General features: G+C 48.8%; 26 protein-coding genes and 7 pseudogenes. 21 read left to right on the top strand and 12 right to left on the bottom strand.

Features of this window, described 5'->3' with window-relative positions; translation table 11 throughout:
• A partial coding sequence (locus WG891_RS25810; protein WP_337265111.1) for a diguanylate cyclase regulator RdcB family protein occupies positions 1–189 on the bottom strand: 189 nt, incomplete at its 3' end.
• Positions 186–2,618, bottom strand: coding sequence for a dynamin family protein (locus tag WG891_RS25805; protein ID WP_337265235.1), 2,433 nt, complete (start codon positions 2,616–2,618; stop codon positions 186–188). The genes WG891_RS25805 and WG891_RS25810, both read right to left, overlap by 4 nt.
• Before the next feature lie 644 nt (positions 2,619–3,262).
• Here WG891_RS25805 and WG891_RS25800 point away from each other — a divergent pair.
• From WG891_RS25800 to WG891_RS25745, 12 genes and pseudogenes are all read left to right on the top strand, one after another.
• A complete protein-coding gene (locus tag WG891_RS25800; protein ID WP_076944333.1) occupies positions 3,263–3,469 on the top strand; it encodes a helix-turn-helix domain-containing protein in 207 nt (68 codons plus the stop codon).
• A 624-nt stretch (positions 3,470–4,093) separates the two neighbouring features.
• Positions 4,094–4,981: a GTPase family protein gene (locus WG891_RS25795; protein ID WP_337265234.1), complete on the top strand. Its 888-nt coding sequence runs from the start codon at positions 4,094–4,096 to the stop codon at positions 4,979–4,981.
• A gap of 63 nt (positions 4,982–5,044) precedes the next feature.
• On the top strand, positions 5,045–5,821 hold the full coding sequence (locus tag WG891_RS25790; protein ID WP_337265001.1) for a hypothetical protein: 777 nt from the start codon (positions 5,045–5,047) through the stop codon (positions 5,819–5,821).
• A gap of 183 nt (positions 5,822–6,004) precedes the next feature.
• Positions 6,005–6,091: pseudogene (locus WG891_RS25785) on the top strand (DUF932 domain-containing protein); the annotation flags it as partial.
• A 41-nt stretch (positions 6,092–6,132) separates the two neighbouring features.
• Entirely contained in the window at positions 6,133–6,396 is a 264-nt protein-coding gene (locus tag WG891_RS25780) for a hypothetical protein (RefSeq protein WP_076944336.1), read from the top strand.
• 113 nt (positions 6,397–6,509) lie between these two features.
• Complete coding sequence (locus WG891_RS25775) at positions 6,510–6,968, top strand: antirestriction protein (protein WP_337265000.1); 459 nt, start codon at positions 6,510–6,512, stop codon at positions 6,966–6,968.
• A gap of 10 nt (positions 6,969–6,978) precedes the next feature.
• A complete protein-coding gene (gene radC, locus WG891_RS25770) occupies positions 6,979–7,464 on the top strand; it encodes a RadC family protein (RefSeq protein WP_076944338.1) in 486 nt (161 codons plus the stop codon).
• A 34-nt stretch (positions 7,465–7,498) separates the two neighbouring features.
• Positions 7,499–7,876, top strand: coding sequence for a hypothetical protein (locus WG891_RS25765; protein WP_337264999.1), 378 nt, complete (start codon positions 7,499–7,501; stop codon positions 7,874–7,876).
• Positions 7,876–8,193 carry a DUF5983 family protein gene (locus tag WG891_RS25760; RefSeq protein WP_076944340.1) on the top strand — a complete coding sequence of 106 codons (318 nt, stop codon included), beginning with the start codon at positions 7,876–7,878 and terminating at the stop codon, positions 8,191–8,193. The genes WG891_RS25765 and WG891_RS25760 overlap by 1 nt, the downstream gene beginning before the upstream one ends.
• A 63-nt stretch (positions 8,194–8,256) precedes the next feature.
• Complete coding sequence (locus tag WG891_RS25755) at positions 8,257–8,739, top strand: hypothetical protein (protein ID WP_337264998.1); 483 nt, start codon at positions 8,257–8,259, stop codon at positions 8,737–8,739.
• Positions 8,740–8,751: 12 nt separating this feature from the next.
• A complete protein-coding gene (locus tag WG891_RS25750; protein ID WP_337264997.1) occupies positions 8,752–9,087 on the top strand; it encodes a TA system toxin CbtA family protein in 336 nt (111 codons plus the stop codon).
• A 72-nt stretch (positions 9,088–9,159) separates the two neighbouring features.
• Positions 9,160–9,531 carry a type IV toxin-antitoxin system YeeU family antitoxin gene (locus WG891_RS25745; protein WP_337264996.1) on the top strand — a complete coding sequence of 124 codons (372 nt, stop codon included), beginning with the start codon at positions 9,160–9,162 and terminating at the stop codon, positions 9,529–9,531.
• Positions 9,532–9,654: 123 nt separating this feature from the next.
• On the opposite strand, the pseudogene WG891_RS25740 reads toward WG891_RS25745, so the two are convergent.
• A pseudogene (locus WG891_RS25740) lies at positions 9,655–9,927 on the bottom strand (IS3 family transposase); the annotation flags it as partial.
• Between the two features lie 144 nt (positions 9,928–10,071).
• On the opposite strand from WG891_RS25740, the gene WG891_RS25735 reads away from it, so the two are divergent.
• Positions 10,072–10,362 (top strand): barstar family protein, encoded by a 291-nt coding sequence (locus WG891_RS25735; RefSeq protein ID WP_076943738.1) that lies wholly within the window; start codon positions 10,072–10,074, stop codon positions 10,360–10,362.
• Positions 10,363–10,397: 35 nt separating this feature from the next.
• Here the strand turns inward: WG891_RS25735 and WG891_RS25730 are convergent, their stop codons facing one another.
• From WG891_RS25730 to WG891_RS25715, 4 genes and pseudogenes are all read right to left on the bottom strand, one after another.
• Positions 10,398–10,703 (bottom strand): hypothetical protein, encoded by a 306-nt coding sequence (locus tag WG891_RS25730; protein WP_337264995.1) that lies wholly within the window; start codon positions 10,701–10,703, stop codon positions 10,398–10,400.
• Between the two features lie 17 nt (positions 10,704–10,720).
• Positions 10,721–10,861 (bottom strand): annotated as a pseudogene (locus WG891_RS25725) (integrase core domain-containing protein); the annotation flags it as partial.
• The gene (locus tag WG891_RS27170; RefSeq protein ID WP_443006364.1) at positions 10,840–10,950 is read right to left on the bottom strand and encodes a DDE-type integrase/transposase/recombinase; all 111 of its coding nucleotides are present in this window, start codon (positions 10,948–10,950) and stop codon (positions 10,840–10,842) included. The gene WG891_RS27170 and the pseudogene WG891_RS25725, both read right to left, overlap by 22 nt.
• Positions 10,951–11,253: 303 nt before the next feature.
• Positions 11,254–12,141 carry a LysR family transcriptional regulator gene (locus WG891_RS25715; RefSeq protein ID WP_337264994.1) on the bottom strand — a complete coding sequence of 296 codons (888 nt, stop codon included), beginning with the start codon at positions 12,139–12,141 and terminating at the stop codon, positions 11,254–11,256.
• A gap of 426 nt (positions 12,142–12,567) precedes the next feature.
• Between WG891_RS25715 and WG891_RS25710 the strand changes: the two genes are divergently transcribed.
• The 8 genes and pseudogenes from WG891_RS25710 to WG891_RS25675 all read left to right on the top strand — a co-directional run.
• Positions 12,568–13,248, top strand: a complete 681-nt coding sequence (locus tag WG891_RS25710) for a hydrolase (protein WP_337264993.1) — start codon at positions 12,568–12,570, stop codon at positions 13,246–13,248.
• A 79-nt stretch (positions 13,249–13,327) separates the two neighbouring features.
• The gene (locus WG891_RS25705) at positions 13,328–13,606 is read left to right on the top strand and encodes a XapX domain-containing protein (RefSeq protein WP_337265002.1); all 279 of its coding nucleotides are present in this window, start codon (positions 13,328–13,330) and stop codon (positions 13,604–13,606) included.
• Positions 13,603–15,498: an amidohydrolase gene (locus WG891_RS25700; RefSeq protein ID WP_337264992.1), complete on the top strand. Its 1,896-nt coding sequence runs from the start codon at positions 13,603–13,605 to the stop codon at positions 15,496–15,498. The genes WG891_RS25705 and WG891_RS25700 overlap by 4 nt, the downstream gene beginning before the upstream one ends.
• 276 nt (positions 15,499–15,774) lie before the next feature.
• Positions 15,775–17,229 carry a mechanosensitive ion channel family protein gene (locus WG891_RS25695; protein WP_337264991.1) on the top strand — a complete coding sequence of 485 codons (1,455 nt, stop codon included), beginning with the start codon at positions 15,775–15,777 and terminating at the stop codon, positions 17,227–17,229.
• Between the two features lie 149 nt (positions 17,230–17,378).
• Positions 17,379–17,621, top strand: a pseudogene (locus tag WG891_RS25690) (transposase); the annotation flags it as partial.
• 89 nt (positions 17,622–17,710) lie between these two features.
• A pseudogene (locus WG891_RS25685) lies at positions 17,711–18,163 on the top strand (IS3 family transposase); the annotation flags it as partial.
• Between the two features lie 87 nt (positions 18,164–18,250).
• Positions 18,251–18,521 (top strand): annotated as a pseudogene (locus WG891_RS25680) (IS4 family transposase); the annotation flags it as partial.
• A 127-nt stretch (positions 18,522–18,648) separates the two neighbouring features.
• Positions 18,649–18,976: pseudogene (locus tag WG891_RS25675) on the top strand (autotransporter outer membrane beta-barrel domain-containing protein); the annotation flags it as partial.
• An 85-nt stretch (positions 18,977–19,061) separates the two neighbouring features.
• Here WG891_RS25675 and WG891_RS25670 read toward each other — a convergent pair.
• The 5 genes from WG891_RS25670 to WG891_RS25650 form a co-directional block, all read right to left on the bottom strand.
• A complete protein-coding gene (locus tag WG891_RS25670) occupies positions 19,062–19,520 on the bottom strand; it encodes a hypothetical protein (protein WP_337264990.1) in 459 nt (152 codons plus the stop codon).
• Positions 19,501–20,397 (bottom strand): winged helix-turn-helix domain-containing protein, encoded by an 897-nt coding sequence (locus WG891_RS25665; RefSeq protein WP_337264989.1) that lies wholly within the window; start codon positions 20,395–20,397, stop codon positions 19,501–19,503. Before WG891_RS25665 ends, WG891_RS25670 begins: the two co-directional genes overlap by 20 nt.
• Before the next feature lie 406 nt (positions 20,398–20,803).
• Complete coding sequence (locus tag WG891_RS25660; RefSeq protein ID WP_337264988.1) at positions 20,804–21,412, bottom strand: helix-turn-helix transcriptional regulator; 609 nt, start codon at positions 21,410–21,412, stop codon at positions 20,804–20,806.
• Positions 21,413–21,594: 182 nt separating this feature from the next.
• Positions 21,595–24,180: a fimbria/pilus outer membrane usher protein gene (locus WG891_RS25655; protein WP_337264987.1), complete on the bottom strand. Its 2,586-nt coding sequence runs from the start codon at positions 24,178–24,180 to the stop codon at positions 21,595–21,597.
• 77 nt (positions 24,181–24,257) lie between these two features.
• Positions 24,258–24,474, bottom strand: a 217-nt coding sequence (locus WG891_RS25650) for a fimbrial biogenesis chaperone (RefSeq protein ID WP_443006362.1), incomplete at its 5' end; no start/stop codon positions are given.

Raw genomic sequence — 24,474 nt, 5'->3', positions numbered from 1 at the left:
GATCGCCTGCTGGCGTTGCACATTGGTACCAGTAAGATCGTGCCAGAGCCGCTCAAAAAATCGCTGGCTTTGTTGTATACGCGTGTGGTCACGCACGATATCAACACCGTTGGCCAGGTCGACAACGAATTTTTCGTGCAAGCAAGGTAATACCTGCACGACGTCCTGAGTGGTCATTATCGGGTTCATGCGCCCACCTGTTCGCCATAGAGACAGGCCACTTCTTTTTGCAATGCATCACTGTCCTGGGCCATGTGCTTGCTGGTGGTCAGAAAGTAGTCCAGCTTTTTTTTAAGCGCTTCCACCTGCTGGGTTTCCTGTTGCTGCGCTGACCGGCTATGCTGCAGATTGGCGCGGATCCCTTCCAGCGTCAGGCTGAATGCCGTGAAGAAATCCGACATTTCCTGTCGTATCGGCTGTTGGATCTGCACATCGACGATCGCGTTGACGGTGTGCGATAACGCCACCATTTCTTTCTTCATCGTGCTTTTTATCTTGCTCAACGTCAGGGTATAAACCGTTTCGGTGGTGTGATAGCTCTCCCAGCCCCAGTCATCAGTACCGAACAAACCGCATACCGAGCCCCAAAAGCCATCTTGACGCCTCCGGCGAGTGACGGTCTTTTCCCCTTGATGGATAGCGTTTGCCTCACCTTCCTTGAAGCTGAAATCAAACGCGCGACAATTCAACACAGGGAAGGCGATCTTCACGCTGAAACCGGCCTCATCCAGAGCGCCTTGCGTTTTTTCTTCTATGGTGTGCAGACAGGTCTTGACCGTGATGTTTAGCCCCTCTTCCAGCCGGGTCAGCGCAGCCTCAAGGTCTGTGGCGATTTTCTTCTCTCCCTCCGCCAAAATGCCGTTGACCGCCTGATGGACAGTCTGCAACAATTTTCTTGCCTCGTCGGGATCATCAAATTCAATCCTGTCTTCGTCGGGATTAAAATCTATCGATTTACGCGGTGTTGATGCATCCTCGGTGTCTGACGTCCCGGTGAATAGCGAAGATAAGGTAGACATTAGGCTACCAGTATTTCTATCAGGAGGTTGAGTAACGCGTTTTTGTTTGGTTTTTTTATTTTTTGTTTCGTTGCGGGCTTTTTCTTCTCGTTTGCCTTCTCTAAAGTAAGCGTCGATTTCCGCCGTCACTTGCTGTGTCAGCGCTTCAATCGCTGCTGAAAAGTCACGATGAGCGTTATCCATCGCCTGAGCGATCTGCGTTTCCACCTCTTGCTGATGCTCTGCCAGCAGAGCGATATCCGACTCCAGCTCACTGATATTGCGCGTCAGCATAGTGATATCGGCCACCAGTCCCTGGGCTCGTAACGCGAAATACGCTTCAGCCTCGCCCGCATGGCGCAAAAGCTTATTGCTGGCTGATTTCAGGGCATAAAGCGCGGCGTTGGCATGCGCGGCTTGAATGACTTCCGTCAACGGCGCTGAAAAACGCGAGCTTTTCCATAACTTTTCAGCATTTTGCAACACTGTCGGTGTATCACGCAAATCCTCCGGTTCACAAAACGGCATGGCAAGCCGGGTGAAATCTTCAATCCAGGGCTGGGTGTCGAGATCGGCTAACGCCCCTTTGAGGGTAATTTCATGGCGCACACGGTTGGCCAGATACGCCTGTTGTGATGAGACTGGAAACACCCGTTCGGCAGTGACGATACCGTTCATCAGGTGCTCTGCCACCAGCGTTTGGGTCTGTTCGACGTTATCACCGCGCATGCCTTTCTGGTCAAACTTGTTCACCAGAACGTAGATGGGCACATCGTGTCCTACCACTGAAACAGCCTGGCGTACCTCTTCATCCGAGGTGGATTTCAGTTGCGTATAGTCCATCACCGACAACACTGCCGAGGCTTTGCCCAACTGATCTTTCAGCATGGCCTTAAGATGTTGCTGTCCCGCCTCATTCGGGCCTGGCGTATCCAGCAGGGTGAGTTGCCCCTGCCCGCCAGGCAGCTCAGCCAGATGGGCAAATTCGACCTCAATGACAGGAATGTGTTTGACGACGGCATAATCCTTGAAGGGAAATTCGATACCCAGCGCCTGGGATAATCGCACCAGATCGTTAAGGTCTTTCAGGCAGTGGAAGATAGCGTCTGCGCCCTGATAACGTGTCTCAAAAGACGGGGCATGCCGGATGTGCGCCAACAACTCATGCAGGTCATCGTCCAACAACGGCTCCGCTGCATTATCGCAACAGGCAGCCAGTTTTCGTATCAACGTATTGATGGGCGCGGTATGGGCAAAATGCAGTATCGGCTCACGCTGTCCCTGGGTATGACGGATCAATGTCGGTAGGGCCGTCATGGGACGATTGCGGTTCGGCAATACCTCAGTGCCGACAATCGCATTGATGGTGGTGGATTTGCCGGATTTCATGGTACCGACCACCGCCAACACCATCTCCTCGCGGGTCAGCTTATGCAGTTCGTCCCGCAGGGTGTCACTCAGGTGTGATACCCCGTTGGCATCAAATGCCAACATCGCGTCATGACTGGCAGTAGTGAGCAAAACCTCAGGGTTTTCTCTGGCCTCCTCCAGATGGCTCAGCATCAGCCTCAGCAAACGCTGCGCCTCATGATGCAGACTCTCTATGTTCTCGACATGCATGGACATTTCCTTGTTAACCGTTGAACCGTTCATTGAACAATGACTTCAGAGCCGGGGCTGGCTGGTGTGCAACCGGGCTGTTGCACACCGGGCAGGTCTTGATGTTGACGATGTTATCTGTCTTGAAGCGAACCACCAGGCGCCATGCACAGGCTGTGCAAAAAAACCGGAGGCTGACGCCGGAACCCACCATGGTATTTCCCTCACTGGATGATCTTCGCCACATCTGAGCGGCGTGCTTTATCGGTTACGGCAAAATCAATCATGATGACCTCGCTCTTTTCATTCCTGTATTGCTGCTCCCTGTTGAAGAGTGTTGTCACCCATTGCCATTCGCCGTTGCTGCCCCCCGTTTTTCAACCGGTAGAGAAGGGCGTTGATTGAAAATACGTCGCTTTTATCGAATAACGGGAGCGATTGTAGAAAGCACCCTGGTGTTGGCTTTCTATTGCTCCCTGAAAAAACCGGGATCGCACATTCCTTTCCTCTCCAACTGGGCTGGGCAGGATTCGATCGTGACAACCTGTCGGGCTGTAAAGTGAATTTACCCTAAAAAGCAGCCAATTAATTTTAAATGAGGATTATAGTCCGTGGCTTATTAAACCACAAATTCGCATAGTTTTTGTCTTTACGTGATGAAAACCATGCAAGACTTGGGCAAGGCTGTGGGCACGCTGATACGCAAGCGCCGTAAGGCGTTGGGCATATCGCAAGAGAAACTGGCGCTTCTGACCAATATTGACAGAAGTTACGTGGGCAGAATTGAACGTGGCGAAGTGAACCTCACGGTTGAAAAACTTTACCAGTTCGCACAAGCCCTGCAGTGCCATGCCAGGGAATTGCTGCCCTGAATCTGCTTGAAGCCGGTGCGTTGTTTCCCTCAGCGCGCTTTTATCGTCTGCCTGCACGAGGCAGACTGGTCCCTTATCGCAGCTAACCAGGCTCGTCACAGCATCTCTCCTACAGATGATAACCGCAGCAAGACAACAAGCACTCACTACTGCACACGTCAGTGCACGTCTGTATTCCGCTTATAAACGCATTAAAGACAGTAAGTAACCGCGTTATCCATCGTTGCCATACAGCAATCGAGCGCCCTCTGTAGCACTGTTCATCCAGGGTTTCTCTTCATCCCCCGCAATCCCACATCAACGGGTGCTCTCCCGTGTCTCAGACCCCGCTCGCCCCCCGACACATGGGTTGCTCCATAGACTATATCGATCGTTTAAACTGATCAATAATTAAATATTAATCGTTAATATCAATCAAATGAGATATAAATACCGTGAGGGACAGGGTGAGGTCAGCGTCAAGTTCACGCGCTAAAAATCAATTAAAACAATGCGGTGTTAATGCCTCTTGGGTGCGGGGAACGGTGGATGAAGGGGAAAATTCACTTGGAGGGTATTTCAGTCCTACATCACCTCCATGAGGCGACCACCTCTTTTTTCTTTTCCTTATTGAGGGTCCATACCATGAGTCAGCATTCGGGGTTCTCCCTGCTGGACAAACACCTTTCTGCACTGCCCGTATCACTGCGTGAGTCTATTCTGCAACGTTTACGTCATTCTCTCTATTACCAACCGGTGATTGGCATCATGGGCAAAACCGGTGCAGGCAAGTCAAGCCTGTGCAATGCGCTGTTCAGCGGTACCCCCTGTGCCGTGAGCGATGTTGATGCTTGTACCCGCGAGCCCCAGCGGTTGACGCTGACGGCAGGGGCACACACGCTCACCCTGATGGATTTGCCAGGGGTCGGAGAAAGCCAGGCGCGGGACGCGGAATATGAAGCGCTCTATCAGCGTCTGCTCCCCGAGCTTGACCTTATTCTCTGGCTCATCCGGGCCGATGACCGGGCGCTGGTTGCCGATGAACATGTTTACCACCATATCCTCAAGGCCCGTCACGCCCCACACCCCACCATCCTGTTTGTACTCAGCCAGGCTGACAAAATCGCCCCGTCACTCACCTGGGACAGCGTGAGCCAACAGCCGTCAGCGCAACAGCAGGACACATTGCAACGCAAGATCAATACGGTGGCTGCCGGTTTCCAGGTCTCTCCGGCACAGGTCATCGCTATCAGTGCTCCTTCCGGCTATCAGATGCCTGCCCTGGTGGAAGCGATGATTTATGCGCTGCCGCGCTATGCCAGCAGCCAGGTTTACGCCCATATCAATACCGCCTGCCGGACGGACATGGCGATTGATAAAGCCAAAGACGATTTCGGCGATACCGTGACGGATATCGTGGAGTGGGCCATGGGCTCGGTACCGTTACCCGATGCCGTAAAAGTCCTGGTCCAGTCCGTCAAAAACACCGTTAAACGGGTCGCAAAATCCCTCTGGGTCTGGTTCTTCGGTTAACCGGGCCCTTTTCCGGCATCACGCCATAAATCAACAATCACACTGACCATAAGGAAGAAACAGATGGAAAATTATTACGAATACCTTGAGCTGGATATGTCGGCATCCCACGATGACATTCGGGCCGCGCTGGAAAAACGGGTATCTGATGAAGGTGCAAACCCACAGAAAGTCAGGGAAATCCGGTCTATTCTGCTCAACGAGAGTGCGAGGAGGTTATATGATGAAAAGCTGGTTGCGCAGATCATCAATGGGAACACCCGGACGGGGATAAATACCGCTGCCGTCGGCCACTTCCTGACGCTGGACAATACGCAACTTCACGATAAATATATCTGGTTGGCCATCTCGTTATTCCTCTTGAGCATTGCCGCAGATTTTATTTTTTCGTTGAATGTCAATCTGGTGATCAATGTCCTGGTCATGCTGCTGACGCTGATGGTTTTCTTTCTCGACTGGAAGTTGCTCAAGGCGCATGGCAAAGCCGACTTTTCAAAAGTCTGGATCCTGGTCTCGCCAGTGTACCTCTTCAAGCGCTGCAAGGCGCTTGGTGCAGGGAAAAAACTGTTCCTGGTCTGGATGGCCCTGATCGTGGTTTATGCGCTGGTCAAAACCCTCTTCAATGGCGGGACGGCGCTCCTTGAGCAGGCTGCCTGCAAGACGGTGACCGATATTTATCACACGCAGCTTAAGCAATACTCGACATCCTGCAGAAACGTCATGATAACGGAAAGCCGGGGAAAAACGCATTTTGGCTTTGCTGAGCTCAGTGACGGTTCAACCCGCGACATCACAGTGAGCGAGAGCCAGAATGGCGAGATGTATGTCACGCTCGAGTAAATGTTGTCGTACACGTTAACGGGTGCACAAACAGGTGTTGTCAGCCAGACCGACGCCACGCGCCTGAGTACCTAGAGGTTATCCCTCAGGAAACAGGCCTCTATCACGCTCAACATCAACAGGCTCTCCGGTTATGCCGGTGAGCCTGTTTTGTTATTCATTAATAACATGAAGGAAATCAACATGACCCGCTTAGCCTCGCGTTTCGGTCAGGTGAACTCGGTTCGCCGCGACCGTCCATTAACCGTCGATGAACTGGCACTGTACATAACCCACAGCCTGGTTGTGCGATTACGGCAGGCGGTATCCTGATGTGGCCAATCCCCGCCAACGCCCGGCAAGCGGACCCGCATTCGGTGCCACTGGACAACGCCCCCGGCAGTCGTTCGATATCCGATGACGATCTGTGCGCCTGGTGCCACCATCTTTGCTATCGACCGGGTGAGCACAGCCTGTGCCGATTCGTCGAGGTAAAGGGGCATTGGCCTGCCAGCTTTAATGCTGATGGCTATGCCCAATCCTGCACCGAACTGTGCCTGATCCTGGCTGTTCCCCCTTCGCCAGTTCGTGGGTAAGCCATCCCCCCTGTAAGCACTCACTGACTTTTACGACATCACCTCCAGACGGCTCTGCCGATTTTTCGACAGAGCCCATCTGGCTTATTTATCTCATTAATAAGGATATTTACATGAATACGCATTTTGAACTGTCTGCGCCTCCCTCTCATTCAACAACGTTGAGTGCCAGTGTCGTACCTGGAAACCAGCGCTCTCGTTTCTGGCCTCAGCACTTCGGCAGCATACCGCAATGGCCGATTCTCGAGGCTCACGTCTTTGGCTGGATGGACCGCCTGTGTGCGGATTACCACGGCGGCTCCTGGGAGTTTTACACGCTCAATAATGGCGGTGCCTTTATGGCACCAGATGCTGACGACGATACCAATAAGAAATGGATGCTGTTCAACTCCATGAACGGCAATGGTGCCGAAATGAGTACTGAAGCTGCGGGGATCACCGCCTGCCTGATGGCCTACAGTCACCATGCCTGCCGCACCGAAAGCGAAGCCATGACCGACTATTTCTACCGTCTGCGGGAATACGCGCTGCACCATCCCGACAGCCGCGCCATTTTTGCCCTGATTGACTGAGAACACCAACATGAATTCCTCAACATTATTGGCATCAACCGCCCTGCCGTTAACGGCACAGCGCACGGTCAAACGTGCTCTGTCATTGCTGGAAAAACACCTGCGTGAACCAGGGGCAGTGTTCACCTCCACCAGCACCGCACGCGACTGGTTACGGTTACAACTCGCCGGGCAGGAGCGCGAAGTGTTTATTGTGCTGTATCTCGACAATCAGCACCGGTTGCTGGCGAGCGAAACCTTGTTCACCGGCAGTATCAGAAGCACGGAAGTTCATCCCCGTGAAGTGGTGAAGGCGGTACTTCGTCACAACGCAGCCGCTGTCATTCTGGCGCACAATCACCCCTCCGGGGAGGCTGAACCCAGCCAGGCTGACCGGCAGATCACCGAAAGGTTGGTCAACGCACTGGCCCTGGTTGATGTGAAGGTCTTGGACCATCTGATTGTCGGCGGTCTGGATATCGTGTCATTCACCGAGCGCGGCTGGTTACCTGGCTGATAGCAATCCCCCTAATTTTCAAGGAGCATGCTTTATGGGCTGGTTATTTTCACACCGCTCCCGCCGTGAGCTGATCGCGGCACTGATCCAAACCGACGACACTGAACACTATCAACACGTGACGCTGGCACATGCACTGCGGGGAAATGTCCTGTGGTCGGTTGTCCAGAGTACCCCCAAAGATCCGGCCAAAGTCGCCAAAGCGGTCATTCATTGCATCCTGATGCAAGGTTCAGGCGGGAGTTGGGGCTATAAGGCGATGGATGAGTCCGTACAGCCTTGTTATTACTCCTGCCCAAAAAGCTACCTGACAATGGCCCCGGTCATCAGCCCTGAATGGCGTGAAAAAGTCTTGGCACATCACCAACGCCGTTACCCGCAACGGGGCGTAATAAAGGAAGGAAGTCAATAATGGTAACAACGCCGCTTTTGCGTTTCGGCCTGCAATGCAGTACCGCCCATCTCACTGAAGGCGACAATGCGCTGCTCTACCAGATCTCGCATTGTCAGGATGAGTTTAGCGACGGGGAATGGATCTCATTTTCGGGCACTGGCTATCTGTTGCGATTGGATGCGTGGACCCACCCGGTGTTGCGCCTCAAACGGCTGGGACTGTCCAAAACCTGCCGATATCTGGTCACCACGCTGATGAAACGCCATCAACTGAGCTACCTGCACATAGACGCCCTGGGTGAGGTCTTGCCCGAATTTACCACCTTCGACTGGTAATACAGCCCCACACCCCACGTTCCACCTTCGCATTATCTCTCTATTTTACAAGGATATTGACTCATGAACACGAGCGCATCACTCGTGCCTGGCGTATTTCATTTTCTGCAACATGGCAACGAGACATCGCAAGACTGGCAAGCCTTATGCCAGGCGATCACCACCGCGTATCTCAAGCTGCATTGGCAACCCGACACATTGGGGCTTACCACCGCACCGGTTATCTGTGAACACACAGGCAACCGTCTGTACCGCTTCGACAACAACCTGATGGGATTGGGCATGATCGGTTTTAACGGTGAGCGGATTACCCATCAGGCAGGCGATCCGTTCATTCTCTACCAGCGCCAAACACCCTATGCACTGATCCGCTGCGATACGCGAGGCTATCCCTACCGGTGGCTGGTGATGGCCACGCTGTTGCTGGCGAATACGCAGTGCCCGAACACCTGGACGATTGAATCGGATGTCCCTGTGAAACAGTGGCGGAAAGTCGCCCATTGGCTGAATCACCACTGCCAACTCCCGGTTTCCCCGTCGTGTTAAGGAGCTACCTGCATGAAGACTCTCGACAAAATACCCTGCATCACACCCAGCGCCAATCAGGCACGAACTGAATACCAGCAACTGTTGGCCTGGTTGCTGGCTCACTGTTACGGCCTGGAACTCAACGATACGCCGTATCACGACGACCTGGCGATTGCCCAACAGATTGAGCACGGCGTCACGGTACGGGAAACCGTCAACGAACTGGTGGAGAAATTTGATCTGGTGCGCATTGATCGCCCCGGTTTCAGCCTGATGGCACAGGACCCCACCTTGAGCGGTGGCGATATGCTCCGCGCCCGCAGTGCGCTGGGGCTACGCAGTCCGATCATTCGCCGCCTGGCCTGAAGTACCCTCACTATCACCTGCCTACACGCCAGCCTTACCGCTGGCGTTGTGCATTAATAAGGACATTCAGCAATGAAAGACACCACTCCTGATACTGATAATCACTCAAACAGCACATCGTCGCCTGTCTGGGGCCTGCAATCTACTATCACACCACGCCTGGGAGCCCGGTTGGTCCAGCAGGGTAATCACCTGCATTTTCTGGCTGACCGTGCCGGTTTTATTGGCACATTTGATCCTGATGCGCTTAAAACGCTGGATGTTGCTTTCCCGGTACTGATCGAACAATTGGAAGCCTGCCTGCGGTCTGGTGAACTCGACCAACGCCGTCAGCATTGCGTCACCGTCAAGCATGCTGGTTTTGCCTGCGTGGCTGATACGTTGGGCAGTTTTGGTCATGTCTATATCGCTGTTTATCAGACAACACCGCCCAAACCGGTATAAGCCGTAAGCGCTCACATCCCCCAATCTTCAACCCTGCCTGCGATAACGCGGGCATTTTTTTCTAAGGAACTCAGCGATGCCAACCACATTGAATGATCTTACCCACGTAATGTGGACACGGCTCTAAGCGAGGTTCTGGTTTTCAAATTGTTCCGGGCTGAGACCGCCGCAGGCACTGTGGCGACGCCAGCGATTGTAATCGCACTCAATATAGTTAAACACCGTCATCCGCATCATTTCACGGCTGCTAAAGCGCTCTCCGTGGATACATTCCACTTTCAGCGAGTGAAAGAAGCTTTCCACGCAGGCATTGTCATAACAACAGCCTCTAGCGCTCATGCTTCCACGTAGATTATGGCGTTTCAGCAAGGTCTGATAGTCCGATGAACAGTACTGGCAAGAAGCTGATATAGGACTAAATAATACGATGTCGAGAAGCAATCAACCGGGAACAAGGTTATTGTACTCAAATGATGGCTTGCTATATATCACAACAGATCACTATGAGACTGCGACCTCAATAGGTAAATGGAAGTGAATATGAATGAAGTAATTTTAGACGGAGCGAGTATAAAAACTGAGCCTGACTTCCATAAGATTATGTCCACGTTATTAGATTTTGGTCCTTATTATGGGAAAAATCTTGATGCTCTCAGGGATCGCCTAAGTAATGACGTAGAAAGGCCAGTAACGATAATTTGGTTAAACTCCGAGCAATCAAGAAGCTGTCTTGGTGAATGTTTTGATAAAATTGTTCAAATCTTTGAGCAAACAAAACAGCAAGATATACAGTTTAACTGGGATGAGAAGTTTGACTATATCTTGAAATAATAAAGATCCCGCCCTCGTGGCGGGAACTTTGCTTTTTATGCTTTGAAAACATCCACTTCCCGCCGCTGCAACCGAAGCATACCGTGCGCAATGATGAGTTCCAGTTGTTCCGCATCGGTAATGCCGGACTCGGTGAGCCAGTCGTCGCCGATAATCAACTCGCCGTTATCTCTCACCCAATCCGCACCCAGATCCGGGCGGTCTTGGCTGGCCTTACATAGTGCTTCCCAGGTGGCTTCGTCGGTGACGACGGTGATCCACAGGGTGTGATGCTGGCGCGTCAGTTGCAGCGGGGTGCCAGCGGTAAAACCGAGCCTGGCCAACGTAGCGCCTTCAATCATTGTAGTCCCTCCAGTTTTTAGTAGCACCGCCAATGAGGATCTCCGTTCAGTTTTTGCCTCGCATAGATAACTGGTGGCACATTGCCAAGTGAGCTATGCGGGCGTTCCTCGTTATATTCTGTTCGCCAGTTTTCTGTTAACTCTCGCAGTGGCGGCAGCGGATTCGGCTTGCCACCGTTGGTGCGTTATCCACCGCCTGGTAAAGGTAAACCCACTTACCGTTCACCTTAATATAGGTTTCGTCCATCTTCCAACTTCGCCCCACAGGCTTCTTCCCTTTTCTGAAAGAGTGCTCAAGTTGCTGCGCATAATGGACGACCCATTTTTGCACGGTTGAATGGTCTACATCAGCCTCGTACTCTTCGAGTAGTTCTTCAATATGACGATAACTGAGCGGGTAGGCCAACTTCCATCTGACGGCCATCAAAATGAGGCATTTGGGGAAGTGGTGGCCTTTAAAACTGAGCATTATTATTCAACCTCAACTCGGACTGATTGGTCAGGATTAGAATATCACTTTACTATTTTCGACAAAATCCTGTTAATTAAATCAAACTGAATTTTCAGCTATTTTTTCTGTTAAAAAAGATAATAAATCCCGAATAAAGGAACTATGTTGTCTATGTTTTGGATATACAGCATTAATAGGCAGGGCAGGTGAGGAGCAGAAAGGTAATATCTTAACCAGTGTTCCCGCCTGCAACTCTTTTTCGACAATGAAATTCGGTAAGAGTGCGATCCCTAATCCTGCTGCTGCGGCATCTTTAATCACCTCCCCATTATTACTGCAGATAGGACCTTTTACTGAAAAGATTTTACTCTTGCCTGCAATACTAAGCTTCCAACCATATTGACCCTCCCGTCCATAAAGCAAACATTGGTGCTGCATCAGATCGTCGACTTCTTTCGGGGTGCCTTCGCTTTTAAGATAGTCAGGGCTGGCACAGAGTGTCATTGGCAAAGCGCCAAGAGACCTGGCAATTAGTGTGGAATCTTTCAGGTTACCAATACGTATTGCAAGATCAAAACCCTCACCGATTAAATCAACAAAACGGTCGTTCATTTCGATATTCAGAGTTAATTCTGGATTTTTTATTTTAAAATCAATAAGTTTACTTGAAATGTATTTCACGCCATAAGTCATTGGTATGCTGATTTTAAATGAGCCAACCAATTTTTTTTGATAGCGAGAGATCACTTGATTTGCTGTATGCACTTCATCCAACACCCGTTGTGCTTGATGAAAAAAAACCATGCCGATATCCGTTACAGATAATCGACGAGTATTGCGTACTAATAATCTTGCAGAAAGTGACTTCTCTAAAATAGCCAACCGTCGGCTGACGAATTGTTTTGAAAGATTGAGTTGCTCGGCGGCGGCGGTAAGGCTTCCGGCATGTACAATAGTGGTAAAGATATGAATATCTTCGAAATTCATAATTGTCACCTAAAGTGTGATAGTGATTGTCAAAAGTAACTGTTTTAATTCAAAATTATTTGCATAAACTGTGCTTCTAATCTAAACAAGTGTTCCAAGTAGTCGCTCACTTGAAGATAACCCAACCCGTTACCGGGTGGCAAAGACGTACGGAAAAAAGTATAGCGATTATTAGGTTCATTTATTTAACCTGTTAGAGACTTCAATCTAAAGCACAGATCCGTATTCTGTTGAATGGATACGTGGTATGTGAGTAGTGTTCTTTAAAATATTTTCATTGAATTATGCTTTTGTTTTATCTCAATTTTATTTTTTTACGATGACTTTTTATTTAATTAAATAAAAAGTAATGCCACCACAACGACTACACTTAGCTTTAAGTGTAGGTATGATATCACTACCAAAATAATTTTAGGAGTATTTTTAATGTCCCATTACCTTGATGTTTTAACACCACAAAATAGCCAAATTATTTTTATCGATCAGCAACCACAAATGGCGTTTGGTGTTCAATCCATTGATCGTCAAACACTAAAAAATAATGTGGTCGCTTTGGCAAAAGCAGCTAAAGCATTTGATATCCCAACCACTATTACCACGGTAGAAACTGAAGGTTTCTCTGGCCATACCTATCCTGAATTGCTGGCTGTTTTCCCTGAGCATCCACTGCTTGAGCGTACCTCAATGAACTCTTGGGATGACCAGAATGTACGTGATTCACTAGCAGCCAATGGCCGTAAAAAAGTCATTGTTGCTGGCCTGTGGACCGAGGTTTGCAATAATACGTTTGCTCTTTGTGCCATGAAAGAGGGTGGATACGAAATTTATATGGTTGCTGATGCTTCTGGTGGTACCACCATGGATGCACACAAGTACTCAATGGATCGTATGGTTCAAGCGGGTGTGATCCCAGTGACCTGGCAGCAAGTGATGCTGGAATGGCAACGTGATTGGGCACATAAAGAAACTTATGATGCTGTTATGGCCATCGCTAAGGAACACTCCGGTGCTTACGGTATTGGCGTCGATTATGCCTACACCATGGTTCACAAAGCCGAAGAGCGTGTACAACACGGCGAGCGTATTGGCCCTAACCCAGCTAAATAATCGCGACATTTAATTTTGGGCATAACGCCTGTCTCCTTTAGGACGATATTTGCGTTATGCCTTTATTTTTGAGGCCCAGATGAAAATATATATTCTGACACTGGGAGCTGGGCTGTTAGTGGGTATTATTTATAGCCTGCTGAATGTTCGTTCTCCCGCACCTCCCTTGATTGCTCTCCTTGGTTTACTCGGCATGTTGGTCGGTGAGCAAATTATCCCCATAGGAAAACAGCTGATTGCCGGAACCTCTTTTTCGAGTGCTTGCACCAAAAAAGAGACGATCAGTCATATCTTTGGTCAGTTACCTGGCCGACAAACAGCAGATAAGAACTCATCCGTTGAGGAGAAAAACTCATGACCCAACCTATTATCGCCGATACTATTTTGCATCACGGTCTCATCACTACGCTGGATAAGTCCAATCCCACCGCCAGTGCAGTAGCGGTCAAGGATGGAAAATTTCTTGCCGTAGGCAACGAAGCTGAAGTGATAGCCTTTTCCGGTCCGTCAACAAAATTTATTGATCTGAAAGGTAAGCGCGTATTGCCGGGGCTGATCGACAACCACACCCACGTCATCCGTGGGGGGTTGAACTATAACATGGAACTGCGTTGGGACGGTGTACGCTCGCTGGCTGATGCGATGGACATGCTGCGTCGTCAGGTCGCCATCACTCCCCCACCACAATGGGTGCGCGTGGTCGGCGGTTTCACTGAACATCAATTCGTTGAAAAACGTCTGCCCACCCTAGCAGAGATCAATGCCATTGCACCTGATACCCCTGTGTTTCTTTTGCACCTATATGATCGTGCCCTGCTCAATGGTGCGGCGCTGCGTGTCATCGGCTATACCAAAGAGACACAAGCCCCTGAAGGGGGTGAGATTATCCGCGACAGCAAAGGAAACCCTACCGGGTTGTTACTGGCAAAACCGAATGCCGGCATTCTCTACTCTACCTTAGCAAAAGGCCCAAAATTGCCGTTTGACTACCAGGTTAACTCTACCCGTCACTTTATGCGCGAACTGAACCGTCTTGGGATTTCAGGTGTCATCGATGCAGGTGGGGGGTTCCAGAACTACCCAGACGACTACGCCGTTATCAAGCAACTGGCGGACGAGGGGGAATTGACGGTACGGTTGGCCTATAACTTGTTTACCCAAAAACCGGGTGATGAAAAAGAAGACTTCCTGAATTGGACCCGCTCGGTCACCTACAAGCAGGGGTCTGATTATTTCCGTCATAACGGCGCGGGTGAGATGTTGGTATTTTCTGCGGCAGACTTTGAAGACTTCCGACAACCGCGTCCGGATATGCAACCGGAAATGGAAGGTGAACTCGAAGAGGTAGTGCGAGTTCTGGCTGAAAACCGCTGGCCGTGGCGTTTGCATGCCACTTACGACGAAACCATTTCTCGCGCTCTGGACGTGTTCGAGAAGGTGAATCAGGATATCCCGCTGGAAGGTCTCAACTGGTTCTTCGACCACGCTGAAACCATTTCAGATCAGTCAATTGACCGTATCGCAGCTCTAGGCGGTGGGATCGCGGTTCAGCACCGTATGGCTTACCAAGGCGAATACTTTGTTGAGCGTTACGGGGCCGGTGCCGCAGAAGCGACGCCGCCGATCAAACGTATGCTGGAAAGAGGGGTCAAAGTTTCTGGTGGTACCGATGCTACACGTGTCGCATCTTACAATCCTTGGGTTTCCCTGGCCTGGATGATCACCGGTAAAACGGTGGGTGGTATGAACCTCTATCCACGTGCTAACTGTCTTGATCGCGAAACAGCACTGCGCATGTGGACGGAGAATGTCACCTGGTTCTCCAATGAAGAAGGGAAGAAAGGCCGCATTGAAGCGGGCCAGTTTGCCGATCTGATTGTGCCGGATAAAGATTTCTTTGCCTGTGCCGAAGACGAAATTTCCTTCTTGACCTCGCAACTGACGATGGTGGGCGGAAAAATCGTTTGGGGTGCCGGGCCGTTTGAATCATTCGATGAAAACCCATTACCCCCGGCGATGCCAGACTGGTCACCGGTGCGTACCTTTAAAGGGTTTGCCGCGTGGGGAGAACCAGAGGGGGCCGGTAAAAACTCTCTGGCGGTCCGTCAGATGGCTATGGCCTCCTGCGGCTGTGCGGATAACTGTGGTCTGCACGGTCATGACCATGCTGGAGCCTGGACATCAACGCTGCCGATCTCTGATCTTAAAGGTTTCTTTGGTGCTCTGGGTTGTTCCTGCTGGGCGGTCTGACAGAGAAGTAGCATTAGGGTGAGCTAGAAAAGCGCGGTCAGATTGCTGATTAAATGGAGTTACAGGCAGACGCGCAGTCCGCAAAGGAAATCATAGGGAGGTGATTTCCAATTCGATTTAACGCCGCTCGTGGTGGCCCCGTGAGGGGCAATACCCAAGCGGGTATGCAGCCAAGCTCCTTCTAGTCTGAGAGGATACGGGTATAAAACATCACTGAGACTCTCAGTGCATGGTAACAATCAAAACTAAAGTTTATTTATAGGCCCTGAAAATTAAATGGAAAATACACTGTTCTATTCTATTTTTCTCATCATGCTCGATATTTTTTTGTGGCGAACGTCAAGGCCTAAGAATAGCATGGTGAAGTTACTGCTTCGGCTGGTAAATTTTTTATTTTTTAGCTGGGCGATGTTAAGTGCCGGTATTAGCCCGCTTGCTCCTCCGCTTATGTCTGATTCGTACTTGCAGTATATTGTAGCTCATTTCTTGGGGATATTCTGGTGGTTCAGTGTTGCCATTTTGCTCTCTCTATTATTTAATTTATTTTTTCAAAGAAACAAAAACGCCAGAGACAGATTCTTGCATGATGTAGTGAATGCTATCCTCTTTATTGCTGCAACCTGGGCCTCACTGACAAATATAATGGATTTTTCCATCCGCGGAATGGTAGCAACATCAGGTGTTTTAGCCGTGGTTTTGGGATTGGCGATACAAAGCTCATTAAATGACGTTTTTTCCGGTATTGTACTCAATGCCACATCCCCTTGTCAGATAGGTGACTGGGTGAAAATAGATACGACAGAAGGAAAGGTTGTTGATATCAACTGGCGCGCAACGCATCTAATGACGGCTCAAGGTAATGTGGCTATTATCCCTAATAGCATTATAGCCAAAACGAAAATCATCAATAATAACCGCCCATCAAAAGTACATGGTGTTTCTGTTGTATTTGATGTAGCTATTGAAGAGCGGCCTGCAATGGTTTTTTCTGCGTTAAATAATGCGCTGATTGGCACTCATATTGTTCTGAAAGACCCTAAACCTTTTGCCATGATAAAATCATCATCAGCTAATTCATTTCAATATGAGGTCTCGGTTTTCGTCGATGAAGTCGAGAAAAAAAGAGCCATGTCAAACACACTCTATGATCTATGCCATCGGCATCTTTCTGCAGCCGGTTTGGAACTACGGACATTGGGCATCCCTGTCAATAATAGAAATAGAGGATTTAACCACAAGGAAAAGCTGCTATCGTATGTTACTTTGTTTCAACTGCTTAATACTGAAGAAATAAACTTTTTAATAAATGGCTTGACTTATCATTTCTATGCGGAAGGAGAGGTTGTTTTAATACCAAGTGAAAGGGTAGAGTCTCTGGTCGTTGTCGCCTCTGGTGTTATTTCAGTTGAACATATGCAAGATACTCACTCTGTGGAATTTGGTCGCCTTTCCCCTGGAGATTCATTAGGAGAGGAGAGCATTCTAGCAGGTATACCAATGAATATAACCGCCAAGGCATTAGTTCCCTCGGTAATTTATCGTGTAGATAAAAACATGATCACCGCACTACTTAAAAAATATAAGGATTCTGGTCAAAAAATGTGCCAAGCGCTTTCGCAAAAAACGAGTGTTATTAACTCGATAGAGAACAGCTCATCGCATGTTTTAGATAAAAGAAAACGGCTTATTGATAGTTTTCTATCGGGCATGGAGAAATTTCATAAATTATAAAGTGTAATGGTTATGTTGCATGGCACTGTTGCAAATAGTCGGTAGTGGTAAGCTGATATTCCCACTTTAACTGAAGGAACCGTGTATGAACCCTTTCCATGGTCGATATTTCCATTCTGTGGGCTGTCCGCTGGTACTGCAAATACGGTAACCGGGCTGCTATGAATGCCATTTTCTTTATCCTACGTACTGGATACCAATGGAATGCGCTTAAGGCGACAGGAATATGTTCCCCCAACTCCGCTCATCGTCGCTTCCAGGAATGGACTGCTGTCGGTGTTTTTGAACGTTTTTGGCAAAATGGGTTGCTCAAAAGTGATAAATTGTCTGGTATCGATTGGTCATGGATTTCCCTCGATGGGTGTATGACCCAAAGGCCTCGCGCCGGTTCAGGCCGGTCAAACGGAGAGCCGGTGCGCTGAAAGGTGCACGTCCGGTTCGGAGAGGAGAGACAGGGAAATAGTTCGACTACGCCCTGTCTTTTACTCTACTACGCACAGATGAAGGCTGGCTTTATCTGGCGGTGGTGATTGACCTGTGGTCGCGAGCCGTCATCGGCTGATCGATGTCCTCGCAGATGACGGCACAACTGGCCTGCGATGCAGATGGCGTTGTGGCGACGTAAACGCCCGGAAATGTCATTGTCCATACAGACGGAGGGCCAGTACTGCTCGGCGGATTACCTGGCCTTACTGAAACGCCATAATCTGCGTGGCAGTATGAGCGCCAGAGGCTGTTGTTACGACAATGCCTGCGTGGAAAGCTTCTTCCACTCACTAAAAGTGAAGTGTATCCACGGCGAGCACGTTGCCAGCCGGGAAATAATGCGAACAGCTGTGTTTGCTATATCGAGTGGGATTACAATCGGCTTCGTCGCCACAGTGCCTGTGGTGGCCTCAGTCCAGAACAGTTTGAAAACCAGAACCTCGCTTAGGGATCCCCAGCAATGGGCGCCTAAAAAAGACAGGCATAGAGTTTTGTGATCTACTGATTGTTCCAGAAATTCAATGAGATCACCTCTATGCCTGCTCGCCAAGTATGTCAGAAGTTCTTCCGTGAAGCTTTAGCCCCGTTCCACAAATATCGACAAAATGCTTTGCTGGATGCAACCGTTGCATTAATCAACGGGGCTTCACTGACGCTGACCAGCATCGGGCGATTTTTACCTGGTCAGGCTCAGGTTAAAAATTAAACGTGTTGACCGTCTGCTGGGCAACGAATCGCTTCACCATGATATTTCTCTGATTTTTAGAAATATTAACTCAATGCTGACAAGTCAGTTATCTCTGTGTTCTTAACCACCTCGCCAAAACCTACCGAAATATGGTGTTGGTTTATTAGTGCTGATTTATGGGGTTCCCTCAGCGCTTAGGCCTGTGTCCACATAACGTGGGTAGGATCATTACTGGGTAAGATCAAGTATCCGGTGAGGGGAACCGCAACATCCAGACCCTTCTGGGGGTAAAAGCCTATATGAAGAGGGGGGGAGGCCAGGGCACCGGCAATGCGCAGGCGTTCCGGCCGTTTGTGGAAGCCAACTGGATCCATAACACCAAAGACTTTGGCGCCCATATGGATGGCGTGACCGTGAAGCAGGACGGGGCGGCGAATATCGCCGAATTGAAGGTGGGTGCTGATGGCCAGATCACTCCGCAGGTAAGCCTGTGGGGGGGATGTGGGCCAGCAGATTGGTAATAAAGGTTACAGCGATACGGCCCTGATGTTAGGGGTGAAATACAGCTTCTAAATAGGGGCATTTCCGGGCAGCCTAACCCAGCGTTAGGCTGCCTGCTCAGTGTGTTGCGCTACCTGCAAGGGGTATAAAAGCCAAATCAGACTCTGGTACACACATAAATAGGGATCCCATCCGATTCTAACACCATGACATGCCTTCCTTGACGGAAGGTGTAAACCGGGAAAATCCATTTCTTGCTTGCTCCGCCAATTGGTTCCAGTAGTTTTTTCACCGTATCGGCGAGCACCGTCGGTGTGAACACGATTAACGGTTCGTCCTGATGTTGAGTAAATACAAAGGGGATTTGTTGCTGGACGTATAATGATTTTTTACCGTATTCGCTGAGTTGTCCAAACAAATTAACTTGCCCGGAATTACCCATCACCGAGTATGTTGTCAACGCATCGTAGGTGATATCACCATTATGAAGGTAAACTTTATTCCAGCAGGTGAAGTGGTTGTTTTGATAGTTGTAGATGGTGTTCACCAGCAAGGGTGAAGCAATAATGGTAAAAAATAGTATCCATAACAGGATGTTACGATATTTTTTGTTCATGGGCGTATTCGAAGAAGTAATGTGTTAAACATGAGGAAATACCCGACGGGCTTTTGTTACAGATATGGACTGACATACGGGTATTCGCGTCATTGGCGGTGATGTAAGCAATCTGGCCTGGCTCGCACGAGATTTTTCTTTCCTTCATAAAGGAGAGATACTCTCCATCACCGTTTGGTATTTTTGTTGTCTTTGCAAATACTAAACACTGATTAGCCTCTCCTATCTGATGGTATGCAGAGAAATAGTTCAACGTGCGCGTAACATTGTGATAGAGCTGCTGGCAGGTGAACCAAAAGAATAGGAGTGAAGCGCTGACTATAATGAGATGTATTATCATGCTTGATGAGATGTTTTTGCTGGACAGTAACGCCGTTGCTCTTTTTCTGAATGGCTTATCACTGTCTGCCAAGGGAGATGTATCCTCCAGTTTTTCTTCTACATGGTTATCGGTTTTAACTGGCAGGGGGGCTGGTCTTTCGGATGCTAAGCCGGTATCTATTTCTTGTTGCTGTTGCTGTTGCTGTTCTTCCTCTTCTTCTTCAATCAACGTTACTGAACCAGAAAATTTTATCCCTTCTTTGGGAACTGTCTGAATGATATTGCCCTGTAATCCGGCAGACTTAAGCCCTCGCCTTAGTAAAGAAATATTTTGATAAAATGCATTGGTCGTGACGTATTGCTTCTGGTTTTCCCACACATGTTTAAAGAACTCTTGCTGGCTAATCACCGTATTGGGTTTTTGCAAGAGTAAAAGTAGGCATCTACTGACTGGCAGATTGAGCGCGTTTTCTGAGCCTTTCTCACCTGTGGGAACTAATCTATGCTCATCAGGGTAGAAAAAAACGGTCTTATTAATAAGGAATTTTTTGTTCATTTTCAATCACATGGTTGGTTTTAGGATTTTTCGCACCATTAATTGTTATTGTAGCTCGAAAGTGTTAACTTACCAGATTATTGAGTAGCATCTTAAGAAGAGATTTTTGCACTATACAGATTATCAGTTCGCACTTAATGCAAATTACAAATGTTTATAGTGCATTGCTATGTTTATAACATAAAAGAATGATATGGAAATGATGATATATTTCTGAATCTACATTATTTATCCTTATGAATAGCCCTGTAATATTGAATGGGATCTCATACCTACAGCGAGATAGTATAAAGTTAATGTATAATCTATAAGCAGAACTAAATGCTTTCCTATTCATCTGTGTAATGTATTAGGGAGCGTTCTGCTTATCAGCTATACATTCAACTTTGTTATAGAGAATTTTAGGTTATAACTGAATCATACTTTTGGCCATCAAAAGCATTGAAATATCCTCTATAAATATAGCGGTGCCGATCGATTTTTGTGTTCTGATAATATCGGTAACCTTGCGTGCACCTAGCTTATGCAGTGCATTTCTCTTGTGCGTATATACCGTTTTTGCGGAGATATCCAAGGCATCACTAATAAATGCGGTGCTGTGGCCACTCATGACGTGTAACAATATATTCTTTTCGCTATGGGTCAGTTTTATCTTGCTGTAAGAATGCTTTCTTTCACCTAGTAAAACGTTGTAAATGCTGTGGATGAATAAGTCCATTTCTGACTTTTCATTGATAACATGGCCAAGGTTAAAGCTTGAATAAAATTTGATGAGATGTTGAGGAGAGACAATAATGAATCTGCCAACATGATTCATAAATGAAAACAATGAGTAGGGTAAGTAATCATATTGTGATATATGAAAAATAAATGCGCTGGCTTCACGTTTCATCTTATTGTTAATCGATGTGACATTTTTATGAGAGGCCCACTTAACGGTGTAAGACTCCCTCTCTAAAATAGTCTGCAAACCGATAAAAAAGTAATTATTATCAGTCACTATGTAAACGACCATAAATCCTCCTTGATATTATTTTCATTGTCTATGTTGTAAATAAACTTCCCTGATTAACAATCAATGGAAATATCCTTGCAAGAAATGAGAGGTCATAGGCAACGAGCTCAGTAATTAATACAATGTAGGCTGGCGGCCTCTTGGTTCTAAAATGAGGGCACCAGCCTATGTAGGTTTGCTTTTTACGGCTGACAGATCGAGTCGAAGCGCTGCATTATGGGTTGCTTGAGGTCTTTTACCTGCGGCATCAATCTGTACCTTAGGCTACATTGCATACCATTGTCCTCGCCCCATATGATGCGCAACAATCCTTTCTCTTCAGCCACACGAGCGTACATTTGCCCCCCTTGGCCTACTGAACCGACGCTGTTGCCTTTTTCGTCCACCACATTGGCACCAAACGGCACCGGTTCCCCTTGGTAGGTCGCCATTATCAGGATTGGGGTACCTCGTTTGCTATCATATTTCACTTTCACTACGGCACCGGAATAGGGCGCCACCTTCTGGCTGGTGTTGTCCAGCTCAACGTCTGCTGGCATGCCATTCGGATCGATACTGACTTCATTCATCTGATATGCGTTGAGGTAAGGCACTACCGCATAGCCGAACGAATCGATTCTAACACCTGGATAAGATGAGACGCTGGCCCCCTTCGCGCCTTTGGCTTCTACCAGCGCGAAGGTATCAGAGGTATACGGTGTCAGCGTTACGCCGCCTGAGTGCCCAATCACCGTTCCGTAAAGCCCGGCAGAAACGCTCTGATAACCTTTACCCGTGCTGTAAGTTCCGCTCATCGCCGTGAACGGGCTGCGGTAGTTGGCACTGAGTGATCCGCTGGAGCCTACACCCTGGTTGGCATTCATCGCCGTGACGCCATAGTTGAACTGATTATCCGCCCCGGCGGTGCCGGACAGGGTCGCCTGTTGGCCATTACGGCCGCTGCTGTCATGCGACAAATCCATGCGTAACTGCGGCGTGTGTATCTGATCGTTGCGGCCTAACGGCAGGCTGAAACTCAGCAGATAGTTAGTCTGGGTCGTTCCCAGGCTGGAATAGCTGCGGTTGGCGCTGATGCCATACGACAAGTTTTTATAGTGGTTGTTGTAACCGACTTGATACTGCTTCTCGGTACCCTCTTTGTTCCAGTAGTTCTGTATCGAGCCGCTGACATACAGCTGCCCCCAACCTTCAGCTAACCCTTGGCCAGCCGTAACGGTGAAGCGATTTTTGGCTCGCCATATCGAGTCTGGTGAATAACCTCGAGCCACCGTATCACGAGTCTGCATCGCGGTCATAAAATCCATATAGCCATCGGTAGAGAAGCGGTACGCCGCCAACGACAGGTTGCTATTGGTTTCGCTAATCATCTTGCTGTAGCTCAACTGATAGCTTTGCCCGCTGAGGCTGTTATTTGACAGGTGCCTGCCTTGTGCATCGGTGTTGTTGCCAAGATGGGCGCGAGCCTGGGTCACGTCGAAAGCCATGGCCCCCACTGGCAGGCCGACCGCTGCGCCTAATTGCAGCGCATAATAGTCTTGGCTGACTTGCAGGCCGCCATAACCGGTGATGGCGTTGGTCAGGCCACGCTGGTAGGTTGCCTGATACAGTGCCGGTTTATCGCGAAGACTATCGCTGCGCAGTTCACCTGCGGTAACTGAATAGCGTGATGATCCGGGGCGCAGCAGTTGCGCAACCGACGCATAAGGTACGCGGAAAGTTTGTTCGGTGCCGTCAGATTCTCGCACCGTGACGTCCAAATCCCCGCCGTATCCGGTTGGATACAGATCGTTGATCAGGAATTCCCCTGGCGTCACGGTAGTTTCATACAGCACTTGGCCATTCTGCCGCACGGTGACGCGGGCGTTGGTTCTGGCAATACCACGGATATCTGGCGCATAGCCACGCAGAGATTCCGGCAACATCCGCTCATCGCTGGCTAGTTGAATACCGGAGAATGGCAAGGTATCAAAAATCTGCCCCGGCGTATTGGATTGCCCAATCAGCATTCTGCCCATCAGTTGTGGGATGTCGCGTTGCAGATACGTGTTGATATTGCTGTACTGTTTCTGCCCGTTATCTGTCCAGCTATAGGAGCCATTGTGCCGTAAATACCAGGCATCCACGTTCAGCCCGGCATTGACGCTGGCAAACATGGAATTGAACGTATTGCCTTGGGATTCGCTGGAGTAGCCATTGACGTTATAACCCAGCAATAACGCCGGTACGCCACGATCCCATAATTCAGGGCTGACGGTACCACGTGCTGCTGTCAGCATATAAACCTGAGGAATAACGATATCCAGCCGTTGCTCATTACTGTCGTAATTGACCTGTGCCTGTGGCAGTTTGTGCTGCAGATCGATGCACAACTCACCACCATTTTTTGGGTTTAAAAAATCCGCTGGCAATTTATCGTAATTGAACGTGATATTTTTAATGATTTCGCTGGTCAGACACGGATAAACCGACTTATCTTCCCGTGTTTTAAATTCAATATCGGTGTTACTCACAAGCTGGTCGTTAATATACAGCGCGGTCTTATACACCCCTGGCAGCCCAGAAGAACCGTTAGCGAAGCGGCTGAGGTCGACTGATTTTTTGTCATCAATGTTCAGGAAAGAAGCATCGAACTCCAGATTTCTTGCGATCTCTTGTGGGGCGCTAACGCTAATTTCAGCACTGGCGTGGCCCACGAAAAAAGTCGATAAGATAGCGACGGCCAGAGGTGAAAGCTGGCTCTGGATGCCACGTTGCCAAGGTTTTGACATATAAAATTCCTTCAAGAACTGACTTCCCTGAATAATGACTAAGGTGCTAGCTAAATATATTTACGTTCATGAGTGACTTATTTCACGGCAGCATCGAAGACATTGACCGCGCCATAGTCATTAACAAAACTGCCGGTGATTTTATTCCCCGCTTTAGCAGGCAGAGCAAAAGTCCGGTTTGCATAAGGGGCGAGCATCTCGCCTTCAATCTCTTCCCCGTTCACATTCAGGCTGACAAACGACACGTGATAAGGGGTCGGGTTCGATGCCTGCACGCCGTTGCCTGCGGCACGC

Source organism: Serratia sp. MMO-28 (assembly GCF_037199905.1).
GTDB lineage: Bacteria > Pseudomonadota > Gammaproteobacteria > Enterobacterales > Enterobacteriaceae > Chania > Chania oryzae.
Note: the sequence above shows the minus strand (reverse complement) of the source record. Positions and strands in the feature narration are given on the sequence as shown.